The sequence below is a fragment of the Halomonas citrativorans genome (assembly GCF_900163645.1).
Lineage (GTDB): Bacteria > Pseudomonadota > Gammaproteobacteria > Pseudomonadales > Halomonadaceae > Vreelandella > Vreelandella citrativorans.
Map to the genome: position 1 here is coordinate 102,357 of NZ_FUKM01000057.1, position 23,158 is coordinate 125,514.

Annotated in this window: 17 protein-coding genes; 5 read left to right on the forward strand and 12 right to left on the reverse strand. The window is 58.2% G+C overall.

The window, feature by feature from the left end:
* Positions 1-140: 140 nt before the first annotated feature.
* From CZ787_RS14355 to glyA, 7 genes are all read right to left on the reverse strand, one after another.
* Positions 141-1,523 (reverse strand): L-serine ammonia-lyase, encoded by a 1,383-nt coding sequence (locus CZ787_RS14355; RefSeq protein ID WP_087110397.1) that lies wholly within the window; start codon positions 1,521-1,523, stop codon positions 141-143.
* Positions 1,524-1,677: 154 nt separating this feature from the next.
* Entirely contained in the window at positions 1,678-2,544 is an 867-nt protein-coding gene (gene purU / locus CZ787_RS14360; RefSeq protein WP_087110399.1) for a formyltetrahydrofolate deformylase, read from the reverse strand.
* 66 nt (positions 2,545-2,610) lie between these two features.
* A complete protein-coding gene (locus tag CZ787_RS14365; RefSeq protein ID WP_087110401.1) occupies positions 2,611-3,258 on the reverse strand; it encodes a sarcosine oxidase subunit gamma in 648 nt (215 codons plus the stop codon).
* The gene (locus tag CZ787_RS14370) at positions 3,251-6,292 is read right to left on the reverse strand and encodes a sarcosine oxidase subunit alpha family protein (RefSeq protein WP_087110403.1); all 3,042 of its coding nucleotides are present in this window, start codon (positions 6,290-6,292) and stop codon (positions 3,251-3,253) included. The genes CZ787_RS14365 and CZ787_RS14370 overlap by 8 nt, the downstream gene beginning before the upstream one ends.
* On the reverse strand, positions 6,289-6,678 hold the full coding sequence (locus tag CZ787_RS14375) for a sarcosine oxidase subunit delta (RefSeq protein WP_087110405.1): 390 nt from the start codon (positions 6,676-6,678) through the stop codon (positions 6,289-6,291). Before CZ787_RS14375 ends, CZ787_RS14370 begins: the two co-directional genes overlap by 4 nt.
* A gap of 12 nt (positions 6,679-6,690) precedes the next feature.
* A complete protein-coding gene (locus CZ787_RS14380) occupies positions 6,691-7,941 on the reverse strand; it encodes a sarcosine oxidase subunit beta family protein (protein ID WP_087110407.1) in 1,251 nt (416 codons plus the stop codon).
* Positions 7,942-7,987: 46 nt separating this feature from the next.
* Positions 7,988-9,316 carry a serine hydroxymethyltransferase gene (gene glyA, locus CZ787_RS14385; RefSeq protein ID WP_087110409.1) on the reverse strand — a complete coding sequence of 443 codons (1,329 nt, stop codon included), beginning with the start codon at positions 9,314-9,316 and terminating at the stop codon, positions 7,988-7,990.
* Between the two features lie 436 nt (positions 9,317-9,752).
* Between glyA and fdhA the strand changes: the two genes are divergently transcribed.
* Entirely contained in the window at positions 9,753-10,940 is a 1,188-nt protein-coding gene (fdhA, locus tag CZ787_RS14390; RefSeq protein ID WP_087110411.1) for a formaldehyde dehydrogenase, glutathione-independent, read from the forward strand.
* Between the two features lie 166 nt (positions 10,941-11,106).
* Here fdhA and CZ787_RS14395 read toward each other — a convergent pair whose 3' ends face one another.
* Positions 11,107-12,213: a hybrid-cluster NAD(P)-dependent oxidoreductase gene (locus tag CZ787_RS14395; RefSeq protein WP_087110413.1), complete on the reverse strand. Its 1,107-nt coding sequence runs from the start codon at positions 12,211-12,213 to the stop codon at positions 11,107-11,109.
* A gap of 368 nt (positions 12,214-12,581) precedes the next feature.
* Between CZ787_RS14395 and CZ787_RS14400 the strand changes: the two genes are divergently transcribed.
* Positions 12,582-13,868 carry an aromatic ring-hydroxylating oxygenase subunit alpha gene (locus tag CZ787_RS14400; RefSeq protein ID WP_087110415.1) on the forward strand — a complete coding sequence of 429 codons (1,287 nt, stop codon included), beginning with the start codon at positions 12,582-12,584 and terminating at the stop codon, positions 13,866-13,868.
* A gap of 98 nt (positions 13,869-13,966) precedes the next feature.
* On the opposite strand, the gene CZ787_RS14405 is transcribed toward CZ787_RS14400, so the two are convergent.
* A complete protein-coding gene (locus CZ787_RS14405; RefSeq protein ID WP_087110417.1) occupies positions 13,967-14,200 on the reverse strand; it encodes a hypothetical protein in 234 nt (77 codons plus the stop codon).
* Between the two features lie 200 nt (positions 14,201-14,400).
* On the opposite strand from CZ787_RS14405, the gene CZ787_RS14410 reads away from it, so the two are divergent.
* From CZ787_RS14410 to CZ787_RS14420, 3 genes are all read left to right on the forward strand, one after another.
* Positions 14,401-15,978 (forward strand): BCCT family transporter, encoded by a 1,578-nt coding sequence (locus CZ787_RS14410; RefSeq protein ID WP_087110419.1) that lies wholly within the window; start codon positions 14,401-14,403, stop codon positions 15,976-15,978.
* Positions 15,979-16,155: 177 nt separating this feature from the next.
* A complete protein-coding gene (locus CZ787_RS14415) occupies positions 16,156-17,907 on the forward strand; it encodes a sodium:solute symporter family protein (protein WP_087110421.1) in 1,752 nt (583 codons plus the stop codon).
* Between the two features lie 96 nt (positions 17,908-18,003).
* The gene (locus tag CZ787_RS14420; protein ID WP_087110423.1) at positions 18,004-18,891 is read left to right on the forward strand and encodes a DMT family transporter; all 888 of its coding nucleotides are present in this window, start codon (positions 18,004-18,006) and stop codon (positions 18,889-18,891) included.
* A gap of 81 nt (positions 18,892-18,972) precedes the next feature.
* On the opposite strand, the gene CZ787_RS14425 is transcribed toward CZ787_RS14420, so the two are convergent.
* Genes CZ787_RS14425 through CZ787_RS14435 form a run of 3 tightly spaced genes read right to left on the reverse strand, consistent with a single transcriptional unit; the run spans position 18,973 to position 23,082 of the window.
* Positions 18,973-19,797, reverse strand: a complete 825-nt coding sequence (locus CZ787_RS14425) for an electron transfer flavoprotein subunit beta (RefSeq protein WP_087110425.1) — start codon at positions 19,795-19,797, stop codon at positions 18,973-18,975.
* Positions 19,787-21,064: an electron transfer flavoprotein subunit alpha/FixB family protein gene (locus tag CZ787_RS14430; protein ID WP_087110428.1), complete on the reverse strand. Its 1,278-nt coding sequence runs from the start codon at positions 21,062-21,064 to the stop codon at positions 19,787-19,789. Before CZ787_RS14430 ends, CZ787_RS14425 begins: the two co-directional genes overlap by 11 nt.
* Positions 21,061-23,082, reverse strand: coding sequence for a (Fe-S)-binding protein (locus CZ787_RS14435; RefSeq protein WP_087110430.1), 2,022 nt, complete (start codon positions 23,080-23,082; stop codon positions 21,061-21,063). The genes CZ787_RS14430 and CZ787_RS14435 overlap by 4 nt, the downstream gene beginning before the upstream one ends.
* Positions 23,083-23,158: the final 76 nt, after the last annotated feature.

Here is a 23,158-nt window from a genome sequence, read left to right on the forward strand (position 1 = left end):
TATAGGCAGGTTGGTCTTGAGAAGGGGAGCCGAGAGAGAACCGGGGATATTAGGCGCTAGACGTGAAGCTCAATGCTGACGCCTAAAAGCCACAATGCGACTTAGCACATTGTGGCGTGTAACGTGGCTAAAGCGCTGCGCTAACACTCAATCGCATTAACCGCTAACCCACCCTTGGACGTTTCCTTGTACTTGTCCAACATGTCTTTGCCGGTATCACGCATGGTGCGGATAACTTTATCTAACGAGATAAAGTGAGTGCCGTCGCCGCGCAGGGCCATTTGGGCGGCGTTGATCGCCTTGACGGTGGCAATCGCGTTGCGCTCGATGCAGGGCACCTGAACCAGCCCGCCTACTGGGTCGCAGGTCAAACCGAGGTTGTGCTCAAGACCTATTTCAGCCGCGTTTTCGACCTGCTCAGGCGTAGCGCCCATCACCTCGGCCAAGCCAGCGGCGGCCATGGCGCACGCTGAGCCCACCTCGCCCTGGCAGCCCACTTCGGCGCCGGATATGGACGCATTTTTCTTGCACAAAATACCGATGGCACCGGCGGCAAGCAGGAAGTCCACCACATTGCGGTCATTGGCACCCGCCTGGAACTTCATGTAGTAGTGCAGCACGGCGGGAATAATACCTGCTGCCCCGTTGGTTGGGGCCGTCACCATGCGTCCCCCCGCAGCGTTCTCTTCGTTCACCGCCAGTGCAAAGATGTTGACCCACTCCATGGCGGAAAAGGTTGTGGCGATCAGGCAGTCGTTCTGCTCGGCCGCCTGCAAGCGCTGATGCAGCTGCCTTGCCCGGCGTTTGACGTTAAGCCCACCGGGTAGAATGCCTTCGTGGGTTAGGCCGTTATCGATGCACTCGCACATGACCTGCCAGATGCGCCACAGCTCGTCTCTTACTTCCTGCTCGCCGCGCCAGGTTTTCTCGTTCTCCATCATCAGGCGGCTGATGCTCATGCCTTCACGCTTACAGATGGCGAGTAGTTCTTCGGCGGAGTTAAAGTCGAAGGGGATCTTGGCGGTGTCCATGTCTTCAAGCTTGGCATCGACCTGGTTTTGGTCAACCACAAAACCGCCGCCTACCGAGTAGTACGTGTTGGCGGTCAGCAGGCTGCCATCTTCGGCAAAGGCGCAAAGTTTCATGGCGTTCGGGTGATGGGGCAGGCTCTCTTCATGAAAGATAATGTCCTGGTCCCATTCAAACGTAACATCTTTCTGGCGCCCCAGCGATAGGCTACGCGTCTCTTTCAACGCCGCAATCGTGGTGTTGATAATCGATGGGTCGATGGTGTCCGGGCGTTCGCCCAGCAAACCCATGATAATGGCATGGTCGGTTCCATGGCCGATGCCCGTGGCGGAAAGCGAGCCATACAGATGCACTTCCAGGCGGCTCACCTGGTCGAGCAATTGGCTATCGCGCAGAACGGCCGCAAACTTGAAGGCGGCCATCATGGGGCCGACCGTGTGTGAGCTGGAGGGGCCGACGCCAATTTTGAAAAGGTCGAAGACACTAATAGGCATGGAAGACCTCTGAATGGGAAATAAAAAGTCGGCTCACCCAACGTTGGACAGGGGAATCGCGAATTAATGCCGCGTAACCTTGTCCTGTCGTCGATCAATGAGCAGACTTGATGATTGTTCTGTGGGTGCAAGGCATAGCGTCAAGCAAGCGCGGCTAGTTGCCAAATACCACCGTGCGCCCATTGTGCAGAAAGACTCGCCGCTCAAGGTGATAGCCGATGGCGCGGGCGAGCGTCAGACACTCTATATCGCGCCCTTTGGCGACCAGGTCCTCAGGGTAGTGTGCATGATCAACTGGCTCCACCCCTTGAGCAATAATCGGCCCCTCGTCGAGGTCGTTATTGATGTAGTGCGCCGTAGCGCCTACCAGCTTAACGCCTTTTTCGTAGGCCTGGTGGTAGGGCTTGGCACCTTTGAAACCCGGTAGTAGTGAGTGGTGAATGTTGATGGCACGCCCGCTCAAAAGCTCGCACATGCTCGGTGACAATACCTGCATGTAGCGCGCCAGAATTACCAGCTCCGCCCCGGTATTCTCAATAATATCGAGTACCTGGGACTCCTGCTCGGTCTTGGTCTCGGGCGTAATAGGCAGATGATAGTAAGGCAGATCATGCCAGCTCGCTAAGGGCTCAAGGTCCGGGTGATTGGAGATAATCGCCTTGATATCCAGTGGCAACTGCCCGGTACGGTAGCGGTAGAGCAGGTCGTTTAGGCAGTGATCTGCCTTGGATACCAGAATGACTGCACCCGTGCGCTTGGCCGGAGGGGTCAGTTCAAACGTCATGTCGAAATCGGTGGCGCGCGGCAGAAAATTCTCCTGAAACGCCTGCTCGTCAAACGCTTCTCGCTCGGGACGAAACTCCGCTCGAATAAAAAAGCGTTCACCCAGCCGATCATCAAATGAGCTCAGTTCGGTGATATAGCAGTGCTGCTCTTTTAAAAAGCGGGTCACCACATCGACCGTGCCCAGAATGCTGGGGCATTGGGCGGCAAGTATCCAGGTATCCGTCATTCGGCTCATGGCGCTTCTCTTTCATCAGCTTGATCAGCAGTCAGGGCAGGCCGGTGGTGCCGACCTGCCGGCTTATTATTGTGTGTCGATACCATATTCCGCCGAGGCGTCGAGCAGCCAACGGTAGCAGTAGTCGGCAAAGCTGCGGCGCACCACCAATTCCCAGTGTGTTTCGGAAGGGCGGCGCAAAACCACGGTGGCCTTGGCAAACATGGTGGTTACCCCCTTGCCCACGGTAAATGTGCTGGGATGTACGTCATAGGAGATCGACTTCATCAGCACCTCGCGGGCATTGTCGCCGCTAAGCGTTAGCACTGTCTGGCCGCCGCTTGCATTGACGATGCTCACGTGGGCATCGCCCAAGGCCTGGCGCAGTGCACTTTCTAGCGCGCACTCTTCGCCGCCTGGCACAATCACTAGCCATTCGTCGGGCGAGAGCCACTGGATAGTGCGCTCGCCGCTATCGTCGTGTTCCAGAGCATTGGGCTTGGCCGGTAGGCTCATGCCAAGCGTGGCGCGAACCGCTTCATCAAGCACGATGGCCCCGCCGCGCAGCACCAGGTGGCCCAGCAGTGCTTTTTCACGCAGGACAACGCCTGCCTGACCGTTAGTGCGGGGCACCGGGTGCTGCTGGTAGCTCCACGCCAGAGGAGATTCGACCTGCGGATTGCCGTCGGGCACGGTGTTGAACTCGCAAACGTTAGGTACACTCGCGTTAGACATGCTGGCGCTCTCCTTTCGGGTCGATGAAGACAGGGCTTACGATTTCAGCTTCATGCACTGTGCCATCGGTCATGGGAATATAGACGGTCTGCCCCATCCGCTCGTGACCACCCATTACCACGGCAAGGGCGAAGCCGTGTTTGAGCGAGGCGCTGTAGTAACTCGACGTTACGTGCCCCTTCATGTCCATAGGGATCGACTGCTTGCCGTCAAAGACGACCTGGGCGCCTTCCTCCAGTACCACGCTTGGGTCTTTGGGTTTCAGGCCGACAAACTGCTTGCGGTCCGTACGGCGGGTATCGGGGCGTGACAGGGCGCGCTTGCCGATCCACGGGAAGGGCTTGTCGTAGCCGATAGCCCACCGCATTCCAAGATCTTCCGGCGTCACCGAGCCGTCGGTATCCTGGCCGACAATGATCAGGCCTTTTTCCGCACGTAGGACGTGCATGGTTTCGGTGCCGTAAGGCGTCAGGTTGTACTTTTTACCGTGCTCGAAAAGCTTCTTCCAGACGTGCATGGCGTAGTTGGCCTGCACGTTGATCTCGAACGCCAGCTCGCCGGTGAACGAAATGCGGAAGATGCGCGCGGGCACCTCGGCGACCGTGGCATCGCGCCAATCCATGAACTTGAAGTTCTCTTTATCAAGATTCATATCGGTCAGCTCGGACAAAAGCTTGCGGGCGTCCGGGCCGGTCACGGTCATGGTTGCCCAGTGGTCGGTCACCGAGTTGAAGTAGACCTGAAGCTCCGGCCATTCGGTCTGATGCCACAGCTCCAGCCACTCAAGCACACCCGCTGCACCGCCGGTGGTGGTGGTCATCAGGAAGTGGTTATCACCCAGGCAGCTAGTAGTGCCGTCATCCATCAGCATGCCGTCGTCTTTACACATCAGGCCGTAACGCACGCGGCCAGGGGCGAGCTGTGCCCACTTGTTGGTATAGACGCGACCCAGGAATTCGCGGGCATCCGGGCCTTGGATGTCGATCTTGCCAAGGGTCGAGGCATCAAGAATGCCCACGCCTTCGCGCACCGCCAGGCACTCGCGGTTGACTGCATCGTGCATGGTTTCTTTCTTGCCATTCACGGTTCGGGGGAAGTACCACGGGCGTTTCCACTGGCCCACGTCCTCGAACTCGGCACCGTTTTCAACGTGCCACTGATGCAGCGCGGTGTAGCGCTCAGGATCAAACAGCTCGCCGCAATGACGACCAACGATGGCGCCAAAGGTCACCGGCGTATAGTTGGGTCGGAACACGGTGGTGCCCACTTCGGGAATCGAGCGTTTCAGGCAACGCGCGGCAATCGCCATGCCGTTGATGTTACCAAGCTTCCCTTGGTCGGTACCAAAGCCCAGCGCGGTGTAGCGCTTGACGTGCTCAATGGATTCAAAGCCTTCGCGGGTGGCGACTTCAATACCCGCCGCGGTGACATCGTTTTGCAGGTCAACAAACTGCTTGGGCGCACGCAAGGCGCTCTTTTCATGCGGCACCTGATAAAGTGCGCAGGAAGGCGCATCACGCCGCGCTCGCGTGGCGGGCAGGGCAGCTTCCTCGGCGCTGTTAAAGCCGCTATCCAGCGCTGCCTGACACCCAATGCGAGCGCCATCGGCAAGCGTTTCGCCGAGGGCATAATAGCCCGCCACGCCGCCAGCCGACTGCATGCCCTTGACCGTGCCGGGCACAAAGCCTAATAACGCTTCGTTCCATATCGGGCGTGTGCCGGTGTGTGAGGAGAGGTGGATCACCGGGCTATAGCCGCCGGAGGTGGCGATGGTATCGCACTCAAGCTCTTCGGCTTTGCCGGTCACCACGAAACGCTCAAGATCAACGGCCGAGACGCGTGCGCCGGTAACACGCTGATTACCGCGTGCTTCGATGACGGCACTGCCGGTGATCACGCGAATACCGCTGTCGCGTGCCTGGCGAACCAGGTCGCCATCGGGGTTGGCGCGGGCATCGACAATGGCGACGACCTTACGTCCGGCTTCTTTCCAGTCGAGTGCTGCGCGGTAAGCGTGGTCGTTGCTGGTGGAAAGCACCAGACTGTTGCCAGGCACTACCGCATAGCGACGAATGTAGTTGGAAACGGCGCCTGCGAGCATGTTGCCCGGCAAGTCGTTGTTGGCATACACCAGCGGGCGTTCGTGAGTGCCGCTGGCTAGCACCACTTGGCGGGCGCGCACACGGTGCAGCCGTGCCCGCGACTCACCGGGGAAACCCGCTTCACGAGCGGTATCGGCCAAGTGTTCGGTGCGCCGCTCGTGCAGCGTGACAAAGTTGTGGTCGTGATAGCCGTTGGCGGTGGTACGTGGCAGCAGCGTCACGTTATCCATTGCGCCAAGCTCTTTCACTGTTTGCTCAACCCAGCGCGTCGCTGAAACGCCATCCAGGGTTTCGCGGCTATCCAGCAGCGAGCCGCCCATCTCTTCCTGTTCGTCGCACAAGATCACGCGGGCACCGGAACGTGCGGCAGAAAGCGCCGCGGCAAGCCCCGCTGGGCCCGCGCCGATCACCATCACATCGCAGTGGTGATGCATGTGATCATAAATGTCCGGATCGGACTCGGTCGGTGCACGACCCAGCCCCGCGCCCATGCGGATGTACTTCTCGTAGGTCATCCACATTGAGGCAGGGGCCATAAAGGTCTTGTAGTAGAACCCTGGCGGCATAAAACCACCGCCCAACTTGCCTACCCAGCTCATTACGTCACGCTGAACGTTGGGCCAACCGTTGGTGCTGCGCGCCACCAGGCCGTTGTACAGGCCCTGCTGGGTGGCGCGTACGTTGGGCACTTGGGTGTCATCTTTGGCGCCCAACTGAACGACGGCATTGGGCTCTTCGGCGCCTGCGGCGACAATGCCGCGAGCGCGTGAATACTTGAAGCTACGGTTGACGATATTCACGCCGTTGGCGAGCAGTGCCGAAGCGAGCGTGTCGCCTTTCAGACCTTGGTAACGCTGGCCGTTAAAGGTGAACTCAAGCACTTGGGAACGATCGACACGCCCACCGGCATCAATACGATTTTTCTGGGTCATGACGAGGCCTCCTCATTCAGTGCTTTGTTTTCAGGCCGGGCGCCCACGGTTTGCCAGCCGCCATCGGCTACCTGGACACCTTGTTCGTGACGAACATCGGGTGTTGCCGCCGTAATGGTTGGCTGCTCGCCCATGGGGTAGGTTTCGAGAATTTCGTAGGTCACCGTATTGCGGGTGATATTGAAGAACTTGCGACAGCCCACCGAGTGCACCCACATTTCGTGGTGAATGCCGCGCGGGTTCTCGCGGAAGAACAGGTAGTCACCCCACTCCTCGTCGCTGGTGTTGTCCGGGTCGGAAGGGCGCATCAAGTGGGCCTGGCCGCGAGGGTGGAACTCCTCTTCCTCGCGGTGCTCCTTGCAGTAGGGGCAGAAGATATAAAACATGATGGGCTCTCCTCAGTGCGCTACGCCAGCGGCGCCGTGTTCATCAATCAGCGCACCGGTATGGAAACGGTCGATGGAAAAAGGCGCAGCGATGGGGTGCATTTCACCCTTGGCCAAGCTTGCGGCGAAAACATGCCCGGAGCCGGGGGTCGCTTTGAAGCCACCGGTGCCCCAGCCACAGTTGAAATAAAGACCTTTAACCTTCGTTTTGGACAGGATCGGGCAAGCATCCGGGCAGGTATCGACGATGCCGCCCCACTGGCGGTTCATACGCACTCGAGAGAACATCGGGAACATCTCGACGATGGCCTGAAGCGTGTGCTCGATGGTCGGGTAGCTGCCGCGCTGGCCGTAACCGACGTAGCCATCGATACCCGCGCCGATAACCAGGTCGCCCTTGTCGGACTGACTGATATAGCCGTGAACGTGGTTGGACATGGTGACGGTATTGAGGATCGGCTTGAGCGGCTCGGACACTAATGCTTGCAGCGGATGGGATTCCAACGGCAGCTTGATGCCCGCCATGTTAGCCAATACGCCGGAGTTGCCTGCCGCCACGCAGCCCACGGTATTGGCTTCGATATCACCGCGGTTGGTGTGGACGCCCAATATCTTGCCGTCGCGAATCTTGAAGCCGGTTACCTCGGTATTTTGCAGAAGATCCACGCCGAGAGCATCGGCACCACGCGCATAGCCCCAGGCCACCGCATCGTGGCGCGCCACGCCGGCACTCTTCTGCCAGGAAGCGCCCATGATCGGGTAGCGGGCGCGGCTGGAAATATCCAGTTGAGGCTCGATCTCCTTGATCTGTTGCGGAGTGACTACCTCGCTGTCGATACCGTTCAAACGGTTAGCGTGAACGCGGCGCTGAATATCACGCATGTCCTGCAGGGTGTGGCCCAGGTTGAGCACACCGCGCTGGGAAAACATCACGTTGTAGTTCAAATCCTGGGAGAGGCCCTTCCACAGATCAAGCGAGTGGTTGTAAAGCCGCCCTGATTCATCCCATAGATAGTTAGAGCGTACGATGGTGGTATTACGTGCGGTGTTGCCGCCGCCCAGCCAGCCCTTTTCAACCACGGCGACATTCTTGACGCCGAACTCTTTCGCCAGGTAGTAAGCAGTGGCTAGCCCGTGACCGCCACCACCGACAATGATGACGTCGTAGCGCTTCTTGGGTTCAGGGTTGCGCCACTGGCGCTCCCAGTTCTCGTGATGTCCAAGCGCATGTTTGACCAGTCCGAAGCCGGAATAACGTTGCATAAAGTTTCTCCTTGATCGGCTCCGAGGAGCCGGCTGGCGGCTATCGTCAGGCGACTGATGCGCTATCGGCTACGTGCTCGCTGGCGGTTTGGGCTTGGCCATATACCGGGTGGTGGGCACACAGGTCGGCGACGTTTTCGCGTACCTGGTTTTCTACGTCAGTGGTGTCCTGCTGGTCGGCCAGTACGTCAAGAATGTCGCAAATCCAGCCTGCCAGGTGTTCACAGTCCGCCTCAACCATTCCGCGGGTGGTTACCGCCGGAGTGCCGATGCGCAGGCCCGAGGTAACGAAGGGGCTTTGCGGGTCGTTGGGCACGGTGTTCTTGTTGACCGTGATATGCGCGCGCCCAAGGGCCGCGTCGGCATCTTTACCGGTAATGCCCTGTTTGATCAGCGAGACCAGGAACAGGTGATCGTCGGTACCGCCGGAAACCACATCAAAACCACGCTCAACGAAGACGCGAGCCATCGCACGGGCGTTGGCGATCACCTGGCGCTGGTAGTTAACGAAGTCCTGGTTCATGGCCTCTTTGAACGCCACCGCTTTGGCCGCGATCACATGCATCAGCGGGCCGCCCTGCTGGCCGGGGAATACCGCGCCATTGAGCTTCTTGTAAAGCGTCTCGTCGCCATCGGCGGAGAGAATCAGGCCGCCTCGCGGGCCGCGCAGTGTCTTGTGGGTCGTGGTCGTCACGACATGGGCATAGGGCAGCGGGCTCGGGTAGAGACCCGCGGCTACCAGGCCCGCCACGTGGGCCATATCGACCATCAGATAGGCGCCGACTTCATCGGCAATGTTACGGAAACGGCGCCAGTCGACCACACGTGAATAGGCCGAGAAACCCGCAATGATCATTTTCGGTTGATGCTCTCGCGCCAGCCGCTCTACTTCGTCGTAGTCGATTTCGCCGGTGCCTTCGACCAGGCCGTACTGGATAGCATTGTAGTGCTTGCCCGAGAAGTTGGGGGCTGCACCGTGGGTCAGGTGGCCGCCGTGGGCTAGGCTCATGCCCAAAATGGTGTCGCCAGGACTTACCAGTGCCATGAATACCGCCGCATTGGCCTGAGCGCCGGAGTGGGGCTGCACGTTGGCATAGTTGGCACCAAACAGGCTGCAAGCCCGCTCGATAGCTAGCGCTTCCACCTTGTCGACGAACTCACAGCCGCCGTAATAGCGCTTACCGGGATAGCCTTCGGCATATTTGTTAGTCAACTGGGTGCCTTGAGCTTCCATCACCAGCTTGCTGGTGTAGTTCTCAGAGGCGATCAGTTCGATGTGGGCTTCTTGACGCGCTGTCTCTTCAGCTATTGCCGAGGCAAGGGCCGTGTCGTAGTTGGCCAAGCGGGCTTCGGGAGAAAAATTATTGTGAGTCATCTGGGTCTCCAGGCTAGTCGCTTTGTTCGGTCTGGGAGTTTGTTAGCGTCGGTAATGGCATCACCATTAACGCTATCGTGCCGCGATAGTATCGCTGGGCTTGCCCCCCAAGATGCTTACCGACGTCACCGCTCGGCGTATTTGCGACATCGGCGTGAATTTTTTATGGGTCTTTATAAGGCGTCGCTCATTTATTGCTCGACGTCGTTTATAAGTAATCGCGGGTAGGCCGAGTGCGTCATGCTGCGGCAACAGGCTAATTTTTAATTGGCCTGCTGATCAGGAAGCGTTTCTTGAAAGCGCTTCACATACGCCAGCTCGATTTAAAATAATGATGCCAGCGCAGTTGTTGAAGTGGCTCTTGATAGCGTCCTTGAGACAGCTCTCTGAGAAAACCTCTTGAGACTGCGCCAGCACCCGGAAGAGAGGATTTCGCATGTCCAACAATCGTGGTGTTGTTTATATCGGCGACGGTAAAGTCGAAGTTCAGGATATCGCCTACCCGAAAATGGAAACGCCCCATGGTAAGCCCATTGATCACGGCGTCATTCTGAAAGTAGTGTCCACGAATATTTGCGGCTCCGACCAGCACATGGTGCGCGGACGCACCACGGCGCCTACCGGTATGGTGCTGGGGCACGAGATCACCGGTGAGGTGATCGAAAAAGGCAAGGGCGTCGAGTTTCTAAACATTGGCGATATTGTATCCGTTCCCTTCAACGTCGCTTGCGGCCGCTGCCGCACCTGTAAAGAGGGCCACACCGGTCTTTGCCTGCATGTTAACGATGACCGAGCGGGCGGTGCCTACGGTTATGTTGATATGGGCGGCTGGGTAGGTGGGCAAGCACACTACGTGATGGTGCCCTACGCCGACTTTAACCTGCTCAAGTTCCCGGACCGCGACCAGGCGATGACCCAGATCCGCGATCTGACCATGCTAAGCGATATTCTTCCGACCGGTTTCCACGGTGCCTTGAAAGCGGGCGTTGGTGCGGGGTCCACCGTGTACGTAGCGGGCGCAGGCCCTGTAGGGCTGGCCGCTGCCGCCTCGGCACGCCTGTTAGGCGCAGCGGTAGTGATGATTGGCGATTTCAACAAGGATCGTCTGGAGCATGCTCGTAAGATGGGCTTCGTGCCGATCGACCTTTCCCAGCACGACCGTTTGGGTGAAATGATTGCCGCGGTGGTCGGCGAGCCCAGCGTAGACAGCGCTATTGATGCGGTTGGCTTTGAAGCCATTGGGCATGGCGGTAAAGAGCAGCCTGCGGTAGTACTTAACCAGATGATGGAAGTCACCCGCGAAGGCGGCTCTATCGGCATTCCAGGCTTATACGTAACTGAAGACCCGGGTGCGACCGAGAAAGCTGCACAAACTGGTAGCCTGAGCCTGCGTTTTGGCCAAGGCTGGGCCAAAGGCCTCTCTTTCCATACGGGTCAGACACCGGTGGTGCAGTACAACCGCCAGCTGATGCAGGCCATTCTGCACGGACGTTTGAACATTGCTGAGATCGTTAACGCCCAGGTGATTTCGCTGGAAGATGCGCCAGCAGGTTACGAGCAGTTCGATGCGGGCGTGGCCAGCAAGTTCGTGCTTGATCCTCATGGATTGCTGGGCGTTGCCTGATTAGACGCTAAAAAAGCGGCTAACCAACGCTAATAACGCTCATGGCTGCGTGCCATGGGCGTTTTTTTGTGTCCGCTCAAGGCGAGTGTACGCCACAAAAAACGGATACCGAGGAGCTCAGTATCCGTTTTGGGGTCGGGCTAGTGGTGAATGAGGGGCTGCCGCATTAGAAATCGACCACCAGATCGCCTTTCGGTTTGCTGCAGCAGGACAGGATGTAACCCTCTTCAATATCTTCGTCGGTAATCCCGCCGTTATGTTCCATTTCCACTTCGCCGGATTTCAGCTCCACCCGGCAAGTACCGCAGATGCCCATGCCACAGGCCTTGGGGATATGCAGGCCAAGTTTGGCCGCTGCGGCGTGAACCGTTTCGCCTGCTTGTATACGTACACTTTTGTTCGACTGGGCAAATTCGATGTTGATCAGCTCCTCAGGCTCTGCTTGCTCGGCTTCCACTTCGGCCTGCTCAGCAAGCTCCAGGACGTCTTCCTGAACGTCAACCGGCGTCGCGCCAAACAGCTCTTCATGGTAGTGGTCCATGTTGTAGTTATTGGCGCGCAAAATCGCTTTGATGGCATTCATATACGGTACGGGGCCGCAACAGAAGATCTCCCGCTCAAGGAAGTCCGGTGCCATCAGCTCAAGCATGGGCTGGGTTAGAAAACCGCGGTAGCCAGCCCATGCCTCGCCGATATCTTCTTTCTTCTCGCACACGATATGGAGCTTGAATTCGGGTATACGCGAGAACATGTGCACCAGCTCGCGATGGAAAATGACATCGCGCGGGGCGCGGGCGCTGTGGATGAATTCCACGTCGACGTTGGCGTTGGTATCGAAGAGCCAACGCGTCATCGACATTAGCGGTGTGATGCCTACACCGCCTGAGAGAAGCAGCACCTTTTCGGCAGGAAAGTCGATGGAGTTGAAGTTGCCCACCGGACCATGGACCACCAGCTCGTCGCCTACCTTTAAATTGGCATGCAGCCAGTTGGAGACCTGGCCTCCCGGCACCTGTTTGACCGTGATTGAAAAGCTGTAAGGCACAGAGGGAGAGCTTGAAATCGTATAGGAGCGCATAACGGGCTGATTATCGATTTCTAGCTCTAGTGTCACAAATTGGCCCGGCTTGAAGAAGAACATTACCGGCTGTTCAGCCATAAAGCAGAACGTGCGAACGTCCCAGGTTTCCTGAATGATCTTGACGCACCGCACATGGTGGCGGCCGTTGGTCCAGGTTTGGGTCGTGACGGGATTAAAGAAGTTCGTTGTCATCGTCGTCTCAATATGGCCGTGCTATCGCGTTGCCTTCACCGGCCCGTCCTGTCTGCACGGTCCAGCACCATTAACCTGCATTCTGAGTACGCGCTTTATGACCAGCTTGCCTGTTAGCGACACGCACTTACCTTGCGGCACCTTCGGCCTATCAAAAATCTCCGCTCACGTCGTCGCCACGCCACATAGTGTCGTGGGCAGACAATTGAAAGCAAATGGCGTGGACCACAATCCATCAACAAGTAGCAAGCGCTGCGCGCTTCACACAATCGCCAGGTTCAGCAACTTAACAACAAGACAATTACGTTTGGTTAATGACTCTGTCGCCACCCTGGGTAAGGGAGGCGGTATTTAAAAGGATATCTGGTATGAACAAGACAATGGATGACACACTCAACGACCCTCTGGCCGCCATGCGTGAAGCGACGGTTGATATGCTGCAGTCCCGTGCGCACGCCTTTTCTCTACCCCAGCCGTTCTATAACGATGCCCGCTTGTTTGCGCTCGATATGCAGGAAGTCTTTGAAAAAGAGTGGCTATTCGCAGGGATGACCTGCGAGATACCGGCCAAGGGCAACTTTATGACCTTGGAAATCGGTAATAATCCCGTTGTGATTGTGCGTGGCGGTGAAGGACAGATTCATGCGTTTCATAACGTATGCCGCCATCGTGGCTCACGACTGTGCACCAAGGACAAGGGAAAAGTCGCAAAACTGGTATGCCCCTACCATCAGTGGACTTACGAGCTTGACGGCCGCCTGCTGTTTGCCGGAAGCGACATGGGTACGGACTTCGACCTTAACCAGTTTGGGCTGAAGCCGGTTAGCGTGTGCACTGCGGGGGGCTTTGTGTTTATTAATCTGAGCGATAACCCGCCCGCCATCGACGATTTCCTGGTGACGCTTGAGCACTACCTTGAGCCGTACCAGATGGACAACGTCAAGGTCGCTGTAGAGTCGAGTATTATTGAGCAGGCCAACTGGAAGCTGGTCATCGAGAATAACCGCGAGTGTTATCACTGTAATGGTGCGCACCCAGAGCTTTTGAACTCGCTAATCGAGTTTGACGATACCGAAGACCCGCGCGCGACGGACAAATATAAAGACCTGGTGACCCGCAAGCAGGCCGATTGGAACGGCGAGCAGGTGCCTTGGCGGCTCAAGCGCTTTGACAAGCGTAACCGCCTGACGCGCACACCGCTACTCGATGGCGTGGTGTCCATGACCATGGATGGCAAGCCAGCGTGCAACAAGCTGATGGGTCGATTGACCAGTCCGGACATGGGCTCGCTGCGCATTCTGCACCTGCCGAACTCCTGGAACCACTTCATGGGCGACCATGCCGTCGTGTTCCGCGTATTGCCACTTGGCCCGCAGAAAACCATGGTCACGACCAAGTGGCTGGTGCACAAGGACGCGGTAGAGGGCGTGGATTACGACCCGGAAAACATGCGCCGCGTGTGGGACGCCACCAACGATCAGGATCGCCAACTGGCGGAAGAGAATCAGCGCGGTATCAACTCCAAGGCCTACCAGCCTGGCCCCTATTCACCAACCTACGAGTTTGGCGTCATCGACTTCATTGATTGGTACTCCGAGCGCATGCTCAGCAATCTGGGAAGCGATAGCGTATCGCTGCAGTTGGCTCAGGGCTAACAGTACGCTGATGATGGGCTGGCCCGCTAAAGCGGGCCAGCCTGCGTTTAGCAATTGCCAATCCGTTCATCAACTCATTAATCAATCAGGTCACGCCCTTACCCAAGGGGCAGAAAGCGCTCAATCGCGTGGCGCACCGAGGGCAGCAGAATGTCCTTTTGATCCATAAGCTTGCCTGCCAACGCTGGCAGCTCGGGGATCTCCTGCTTTCGATGGGCCTCAGCGGCGATTTGCGCACACGTATCGGGGTCGGCGTTCTCTGGAATATCGATACCCAGCGTGGTCAGCTGCGCCCGGAAATCATCACCATCAATCAGTTCGACAATCATCATGACGGCATCCTCTCTTGTGTTGGCTGTTGGTCTGTCAGTGTACCTATAAATCGGCTGGCAATAGCGCTGGCAACGCGGCAATAGCTATGTCGGGGTCGGTTTTGAACAACTGCGCAAGTGAGTATCGCCTAAAAATTTAAAAGCCCTATCCGCCACCTCGGCGGTTAGCGTGCAGAAAAAAATAACAACGAGGATAACCTATGGACCATGATGATCCTGTTTTGACCCCCGGTCAGGATAACAAGCAGGTGATGGGGCTGGATTTCCATAACCCCGTCTTTCCGCTCTCCGCACTCGCCATTCTGCTGTTTATTCTTTATGCACTGATCTATCCCGATGCTGCGAATACCCAGCTTGGCCTTGCCAAGAACTGGTCGATTGAGCATTTCGACTGGCTGTTCATGATTGCGGGTAATATTTTTGTAGTGTTCTGCCTGGCGCTTATCTGTCTTCCGGTTGGACGGATACGCTTGGGCGGAAGTGATGCCAAGCCGGAATACTCACGCACCTCCTGGTTTGCCATGCTGTTTGCGGCGGGCATGGGTATCGGGCTGATGTTTTGGAGTGTTGCTGAACCAGTGGCCTACTACACCGATTGGTACGGTACGCCCTTGAATATTCCCGCGGGCACACCGGAGGGCGCTAGCGCCGCCATGGGCGCCACCATGTTTCATTGGGGGCTTCATCCATGGGCGATCTATGGCGTTGTCGCGCTATCCTTGGCTTTTTTTACCTACAATAAAGGCTTGCCGCTAACCCTGCGCTCTGCTTTTTACCCGATCCTGGGTGAGCGAACGCGCGGCTGGGCAGGCCATGTCATTGATATTCTTGCCGTATTGGCAACCATCTTTGGCTTGGCAACGTCGCTTGGCTTTGGCGCTACCCAAGCGGCTGGCGGGCTTGCCTATCTTTTCGACATACCCAATACCCTTGGAACGCAGATGGCAATTATCCTGGTGGTTACGGTGATTGCACTGTTTTCGGTATGGCGGGGAATCGACGGCGGCGTCAAGTTGTTCTCGAACATCAATATGGTGGTCGCGGCAGTGCTGCTGCTGTTTGTGGTCATCGCCGGACCGACGCTGATGATTATAACGGGAATTGGCACCACAGCAGTGGACTATGTCAGCCATATCCTACCGCTTTCGAACTGGATTGGCCGCGATGATGACATCTGGTATCACGGCTGGACCATCTTCTACTGGGCGTGGTGGATCTCCTGGTCGCCGTTTGTGGGCATGTTTATTGCCCGCGTATCCCGGGGACGCACGGTACGCGAGTTCCTGATTGCGGTGCTGTTGGTGCCGACGCTGGTCACGCTGGTGTGGATGAGCGCCTTTGGCGGCGCGGCACTGTTTCAGGCCGAAAATAGCATGGGCGAATTAGCCAACGGCATCAGCGACGTTTCGCTTGCCATGTTCCACATGCTGGAGCTACTGCCGTTCACTGGCATCACCTCGACGCTGGCGATTGTGCTGGTGCTGGTCTTTTTCATTACCTCGGCGGATTCTGGCTCACTCGTCATCGACAATATCACCGCGGGCGGGAAAACCGATGCGCCCAAGGGGCAGCGGGTGTTCTGGGCCGCACTTGAGGGCGTCATTGCTGGTGTGTTGCTTTACGGTGGCGGTAGCACGGCGCTTAGCGCGCTGCAAGCAGGCGCGGTGGCGACAGGGCTACCCTTTACGCTGGTGCTTCTGCTGATGTGTTTTAGCCTTTACAAAGGGCTTCACAAAGAGTGGCTTGAGCTCAATGCGGTGCCCAAAATAGCGCGATAGTCAGGTTTTGTTGCTGTACTTTGTTGTTGCAAATAGAGGCGCCATTTCAATGGCGCCCCTTTTGGTTAGCGGATATCGTGTCGTGATTCCTGCATGCGTTGCCGCTAATAGCAAAGAGTAGACAGCCAAAGCGTTGCACCATGACTAAACAATATTAATAACCTGACGGCTATTCTCATGATTTACACCATCGCAATACTGCTCAGCCTGGTGGGCTACTTTGTTATCGGGCATCTCGCCGGACGGCGCGTCAAAGGCCTGGATGATTATCTGGTTGCTGGCCGCAATGCCCCCACGTTTTTTATCCTGGGCACGCTGGTAGCAAGCTATCTCAGCACCAGCGCGTTTCTCGGTGAAACGGGTTTTGCCTATCAGGGCTATCCGTTTGTGATGCTGATCTTCGCGGCCGTCAGCACCTCGGGGTGCCTGCTGGGTGCGCTGGTGTTTGGGCGTTATCTTCGGCGCAGCGGGGCACGTACCGTGCCGGAATTTTTTGGCAAGCGCTTTGCCTCACGCCGTGTTCAGGTGATTGCCGGGCTGACCACGATTGTTGGCTTGGGCGCGTATCTGTTAGGTGTCATGCAGGGCGCGGGCATCATGTTCTCTGAGCTGACCGGTATGCCGTACTGGGTCGGGTTGGTATTGGTGTGGGCAACTTACACGGGTTTTATTCTCTATTCGGGCTCGCCCGGCGTCATGCTCACCGACACCATCATGTTTGTGATCTTCTCGCTGGCAGCCTTGGGTGGTTCGATCTATGTGATTCAAGATTTGGGCGGGTGGAACGGTGTGGTTGAAGGCCTGCTTACCCAAACCGACAAGCCCGGTATTGCGCTATGGCACGGCGTGCTGGAAGGGCCTGAGGCCAGCTTCTCTTCGCCTGGCGAGGCGCTTACCTGGGGGCTGACACTCGGCCTCGTGTGGGCGGCGGTGCTGGCGGCGAGCCCTTGGCAATCCAGTCGTTACCTGATGGCACGCAATGAGCACGTGGTGATGCGTTCGGCCATGTTGACGGCGGTGGCGCTGGCCATCTTCTACGCGTTGATGATGATGACCGGGGCGGCCATCAATCTTTACGATGCTGGGCTGGATCCGGAGCGCTCCATGATTTGGGTGGCGCTCAACGTGCTGCCAACCTGGCTTGGCGTGGTCATTCTAACGGGCGTCTTTGCGGCGGGGCTATCGTCTTGCTCGACGTTCCTGTCGATCATCGGCTTTAGCCTCTCCAACGATATCCTCTCAGCCTCGCAAGATGAGACGTCGGCGATGCGTAAAAGCCGTATTGCGGTGCTCGCTGCGGGCCTGATAGCACTGCTGCTTGCGCTGTTTCAACCGCCTGCGGTTATGTCAGTCGTATGGTTTGCCGCCACGCTATTTGCCTCCTCCTGGGGGCCGGTTGCCTTGATGAGCATCTGGAGCAAGCGGATTACTGCCGCAGGCGCTGGCTGGGGCTTAGCGGTGGGCTTTGTGGGCAACGTCGCGCTGTCGATGATGATTCAGGCCGGGTGGCTTAGCTTGCCGGTATATTTGCACCCGGTACTGCTAAGCACCTTGATGGCGCTTGTGGCGATTACGCTGGCTTCCAGGTTCACCCATGTCAGCCAGGCCGAGAAAGAGTACCAGACGTTTCTGCATACATTTGATGCTCAGGCCGTCAGTGGCTGGGTGACAGGCACCCGTGTGATTGCGCTGTGCACCATGCTTTCCGGTGGCGCCATCGGGCTTTTTCTATGGCAACAGTACGCGGTCACACTGGCTGGGTTCGCCGAGCAGTTTAGTGTGCCTGGCAGTGCTGTGCAGGGCGGCTATATGTTGGCGATAGGCTGCGGGAGCATGTTGCTGATGGCGGGAGCAGTGGGGTTCTGGGTGGTTCGCCCTCGCCAGCAGAAGGCTTTAGCTGCGCCGGTGGCCGTGTCACATAGCCGTTAACACTGCCTGGGCAGTAAGCCTGCGCTCAACTGTTACGCTTAACCGCTTGCCCTTGGGCGAGCGGTTATCTTTTTCTGCCAACCGGGAGTCAATATCATGCAGTTAAGTGGTTATCAGCGCGGTCTGTTGATGGTGGTACTGGGTGTGGTGTTTCTCAGCTTCGACGGCCTGCTGATCCGCCTTGCCGATACCGAGGGTTGGACCATCGTCTTCTGGCGCGGCTTTTTGATGTTCTGTGTGCTGGGGCTTGCGTGTTGTCGAGGCAACCGATTGGCCACGCTACGCGTGAACCCTTTTTCATCGCTGGTTTCGGCAATACTGCTGGGGCTGATTTCGGCGCTTTTCGTACTCGCGGTGATGAACGCCAACGTAGCCAACGTGGTGGTAATCCTTAGCACTGCGCCACTGTTCGCCGCTCTGTTTTCGCGGGTGTTTCTCAAAGAGCGTGTTGCTTTACGTACGCTGGTAGCGATCGCCGTCTGCATGCTGGGCATGAGTTTGGTCTTTATGGGCGAGGGAGCCCACGGCATGCTGGTAGGCAATCTTTATGCGCTGGCGGCAGCAGCGGCGATTGGCGGTAATTTGACGGTGCTGCGCCGCTTTCCGAGGATTGATCGCATCGTAGTGATTGCTGGCGGGGGCTTACTTTCTGCGGCTATCGCGCTGCCTTTGGCTTCGCCGTTTGCGTTGGATGCCCCTCGCTATGGTGTCCTCGCGGTGATGGGGCTTATTCAGATGCCGCTGGCCACCGTGTTGATCAACAGTGCTACCCGCTATCTGCCGTCAACGGAAGTGGCGTTGTTCTATCTGGTCGAAACTGCGCTGGGTACGCTCTGGGTATGGTGGTTGTTGGGCGAGCAGCCCACGGCCTCAACGCTTGCGGGCGGGGCAGTGGTGATCACCGTACTGATGGTACATGCGGGGATTGGCCTGCATTTGGAAAGGCAGCGCCTGCGGCTATATCCGGGCTTTATGGGGAAGTAGTACGTTTGCCGCTCGTGAACCTGGACTAAAAAGCCCGCCGAGAAGGCGGGCTGACAGTATCGTTACCGTGAAGAAGTGCGCCTAACTCAGTACTCCTTCCTCCTTGAGCAGTTTGAAGATCGCTTCGGCACCTTGTTCCGGAGTGACGTCGTTAAGCGTCTGCCCGCCGCCACCGTCGGCCTTGGCAGCGGCGGCTTTGAAACGGTCACGCGCTGATGATGACTTAACGATCTTAAGCCGCTTGGGACGCTTGCGCGCTGGCTGGAACTGCCAAGTGCTTAGTGCTTCATCAAGCTCGCTGGCCGCTTTTTGATGGGCTAACTCGCCGCGCCTGGCGGGACCAAAGGCGCTTTGGCGGGCGGCGGGAGCGCTGCTGTCCACCGTGGCAAGCGCCGGTAGGCGAATGCGCAGGCGCCGCCGCTTGCCGCGCGGCAATGCTTGCAGCACTGTGACCACTCCCTGTTCGACCTTTTCCACCGCCGCTAGACCCGTAATGATCGGCCAGCCAAGCGCCTCGGCCAGTAGGTAAGGCGTTACACCCGAGGCCTCGCCGGTTTCGGCGCGAGTACCGGTCAGCACCAGCTGCGGGGCGCTGGCGCGCAACGCGTTGGCCAGCGCGGGGATTACATCGGCTTGGGGCTTCTGCTCGATCAAGCCGACAGAGTTGATACCCATGCCGAGATAGCCGCGGATGGCCTCTTCATGATCGCTATCTTGCGGGCCTGCATGTAGCAGGCTGACTGAGGCGTTTTCCAGCGACAGGGCCATTTCTACCGCTCGGGCGTCCTGGTCGGCGCGGCGTGCGCGCGCGGTCAGTGGGTGTTGGCCTACCGACACCAGTACAGCGACGTTCAGCGCGTTGGCGGTTGATTGCTTGGCACTTTTGTTACTGACATCATGCGGCATCGCGATTCTCCTGCTGTTCAGCGCGGTACTGCTCAACCCGTGACACAAGGGCGGCGAGTATCTGGCTGGCATCGCCGATCACGGCAAGGTCGGCACGTTTGACCATGTCGCAGCCTTCATCAAGGTTAACCGCGACGACCTTATCGCAGCTTTGGATGCCCTGAAGGTGTTGGATGGCGCCGGAAATCCCCACCGCCACGTAAACGCGAGCCGAGACCCAAGTGCCGGTGGCACCTACCTGGCGGTCGCGCGGCATAAAACCGTCATCCACCGCCACGCGTGAGGCCCCTTTGGTGGCACCGAGCACCTCGGCAGCGTGATGATAGCTATCCCAGTTTTTCACGCCATTACCAGCGGAAAGGATAAATTCTGCTTCCGCGAGCGATACGCTGGCCGGGTCCACCGCGACTTCGCCCATGTCCTCAATGCGGCCGAGTATATCGGGAAGTCCGTTAGAAAGAGTGATTGGCTCAGCCGCGTGGCGGGTTTCGCTGACCGGGTCGGCACACTCGGCCAAGGCCAGTACGATACGGGGCAGGGCGCGGGTAATGTCGTTTCTACCTGCAGCACCACGTGCGGTACAGCGCCAACCGGTCGCGCTTTCAGTATCTGCCTCGACCTGCCAGACCTGAGCGGCCGGGCGCTCGCCAAGCCTTGCGGCGAGGCGCCTGCCGAGTTCACCGCCAACGCTTGAGTCGGGTAGCAGCCAGTGGCGGGGCGTCATTTCACGGTCTACGCTCTGCAGGGTGGCGACGCTAAGCTCCGGCAGGTAGCCCGAGAAACGCTCGCCTTCCAAGTGTATTAGCCGGTCAATACCCGCCTCGTCAAAGGTGGTTTCTTTATGCTCGCCAAACACCACGGCCAGTACGGCACCAGGCTGGGCCGGGTCGGCATCGGCTAGCTGGCGGGCAAGCCCCAACAGATCACGGTCGTGGGATGAAAGGCGCCCACCAGCCATATCCGGTACGACCGCCACCATAAAGGCGGGAGTATCGACAGTGACCGGCTTCCTCGTATCTTTGGCCTCAATGCTGCGCCCTGGCGCCTGTGCCGCCTGCTGGATGCCGCTACGATCAATTCGCCGAATGCCGTTGGGACCGATGAAGCCGACCGCATGGGGATTGCGGCGCATCACGCCGTTAGGCCCCATCCATTCACTGGCTACTGCGCCGCCACCCAGTTCGGCGAGCATCTCAAGATGTTGCGGGTGCAGGCGGTTGCGGGCGATCCACTCTTTACGAGGGTCACGACGAACAAACTCGCTCATGGCATTACCTCCAGGGTGGCGCGCGGTGATGCGGGCGCGGGCTTACTTTGGGCCGCCTTTTCGTCAGGCGTTTTGATGATCAACGCATCGGCGACCAGTTCGGCGATATCCTTGATGTCAGCGCGGGGTTCTACCACGCCTTCAAGCATCGCCGTGCACTGCGGGCAGCCTACTGCGACCAGGTCAGCACCGGTTTCGCGAACATCTTCCATACGCATATCGGGAATACGCTGCTTGCCGGGAATATCGGTGATCGGTGCACCGCCACCGCCGCCGCAGCAGCGCGAGCGATAGCCAGAGCGGGCCATCTCCTTAACCTCAATACCTAGCGCCTTGAGCACAGCGCGTGGGGCTTCGTATTCGCCGTTATAACGGCCCAGGTAGCAGGGGTCGTGATAAGTCACGTTGCCGCCTTTCCAGGCTTTGAACGTAAGCTTGCCGTCGGTGACGAGCTGGTTGATATAGGTGCTGTGATGCAAAACCTCATACCGGGCAGGCATGTCGGCGGTGCTGAGATCGGCGTACTCGTTTTTCAGCACGTGGAAACTGTGCGGGTCACAGGTGACGATGCGTGCGAAGCGGTACTGGCTCAACGTCTTAATATTGCGCCGCGCCAAACTCTGGAAAGTAGCCTCATCGCCCAGACGGCGGGCGACATCGCCGCTATCACGCTCTTCATTACCCAGTACGGCAAAGTCGATCTCGGCAGCACGCAGCACACTGATAAACGCGCGCAGCGTGCGCTGGTTACGCATGTCAAACACGCCGTCGCCCAGCCACAGCAACACCTCGGCTTCGCGCTTGTCGGCCATCAGCGGCAGATTGAGGTCCGCCGCCCAGTGCAGGCGCGAGTCAGGCTCGAAGCCGCCGGGGTTGTCGGTCGCAATCAGGTTGTCTAGCACTTCGGCGCCCTTGTTGGGCGTATTGCCGTGCTCCAGGGTCAGAAAGCGACGCATATCGACAATGGCATCAACGTGCTCAATCATCATGGGGCACTCTTCAACGCAGGCGCGGCAGGTCGTGCAGGACCATAACGTTTCGGCATCCACCAGTGCGCTACCCGTGCGGGCAACAATCGGGTCGTGGGGGCTGCCGCCATGCTCGCCGACCGGCTTGCCGGGGTAGGGCGAGCCTGCATAGTGCGCATCGGTGCCGCCAGCCATGCCGACTACCATGTCCTGAATCAGCTTCTTGGGATTGAGCGGCTGACCGGCGGCAAAGGCGGGGCAGACGGCTTCACAGCGCCCACACTGAACGCAGGCATCAAAGCCTAAAAGCTGGTTCCAGGTGAAGTCAGCCGGTACCTCAACGCCGAGCTTTGTATGCTCGTCATCCAGTGCCAGCGGTTTAAGGCCGGTTGAGCGGTGCTCGCCGCCGGCTCGGTTTGAAAAGCGCTCCGGGCGACGATGGAAGGCCAGATGTAGGGCACCTGCAAAGGCGTGCTTCATCGGCCCGCCCCAGGTCATACCGAAGAACATCTCACCCAGCCCCCAGGTGATGACACCGGCCAGTACCAGTGCGGCCAGCCAGCCTGCTCCGCTTTGGAAAACGCCTTCCGGTAAAATGCCGGCGGTGGGTAGCGTCACCACGAACATACCGATGGAGAATGCCATCAGGCTCTTGGGCAGGCGCATCCAAGGGCCTTTGGAAAGCCGCGATGGCGGCGGGCTGCGTCGCTTGGCAACCACTAAACTACCCAGGAACATGCTCACCGTGGCGGCCAGCAACACCCAGGCTAAGATAGTGTTATCAAGCCCAAAGCCATGCACCATAATCGCCAGCAACGCGGCCAGCACAAAGCCACCCGCAGTGGCCACGTGGGTATGAGAGATGAGTTTGTCTCGCTCGACAACGTGGTGTAGATCCACCAGGTAGCGCCTGGGGACCTGCATCAGGCCGCGGATAATCGGTGCAGGAGAGGGCCGCCCCTGGCGCCACAGACGCACACGGCGCACAGCACCAATGGCGGCCAGTAACAGCGCAGAAAACAGCAGTATCGGTAGGAGGGTATCAAGCATGGCGTCTCTCCTCTCAGAGACACCGTAAGTACGAAATGTCATGAGCCTGATGGCCCATGACATTCAGCTTACAGCG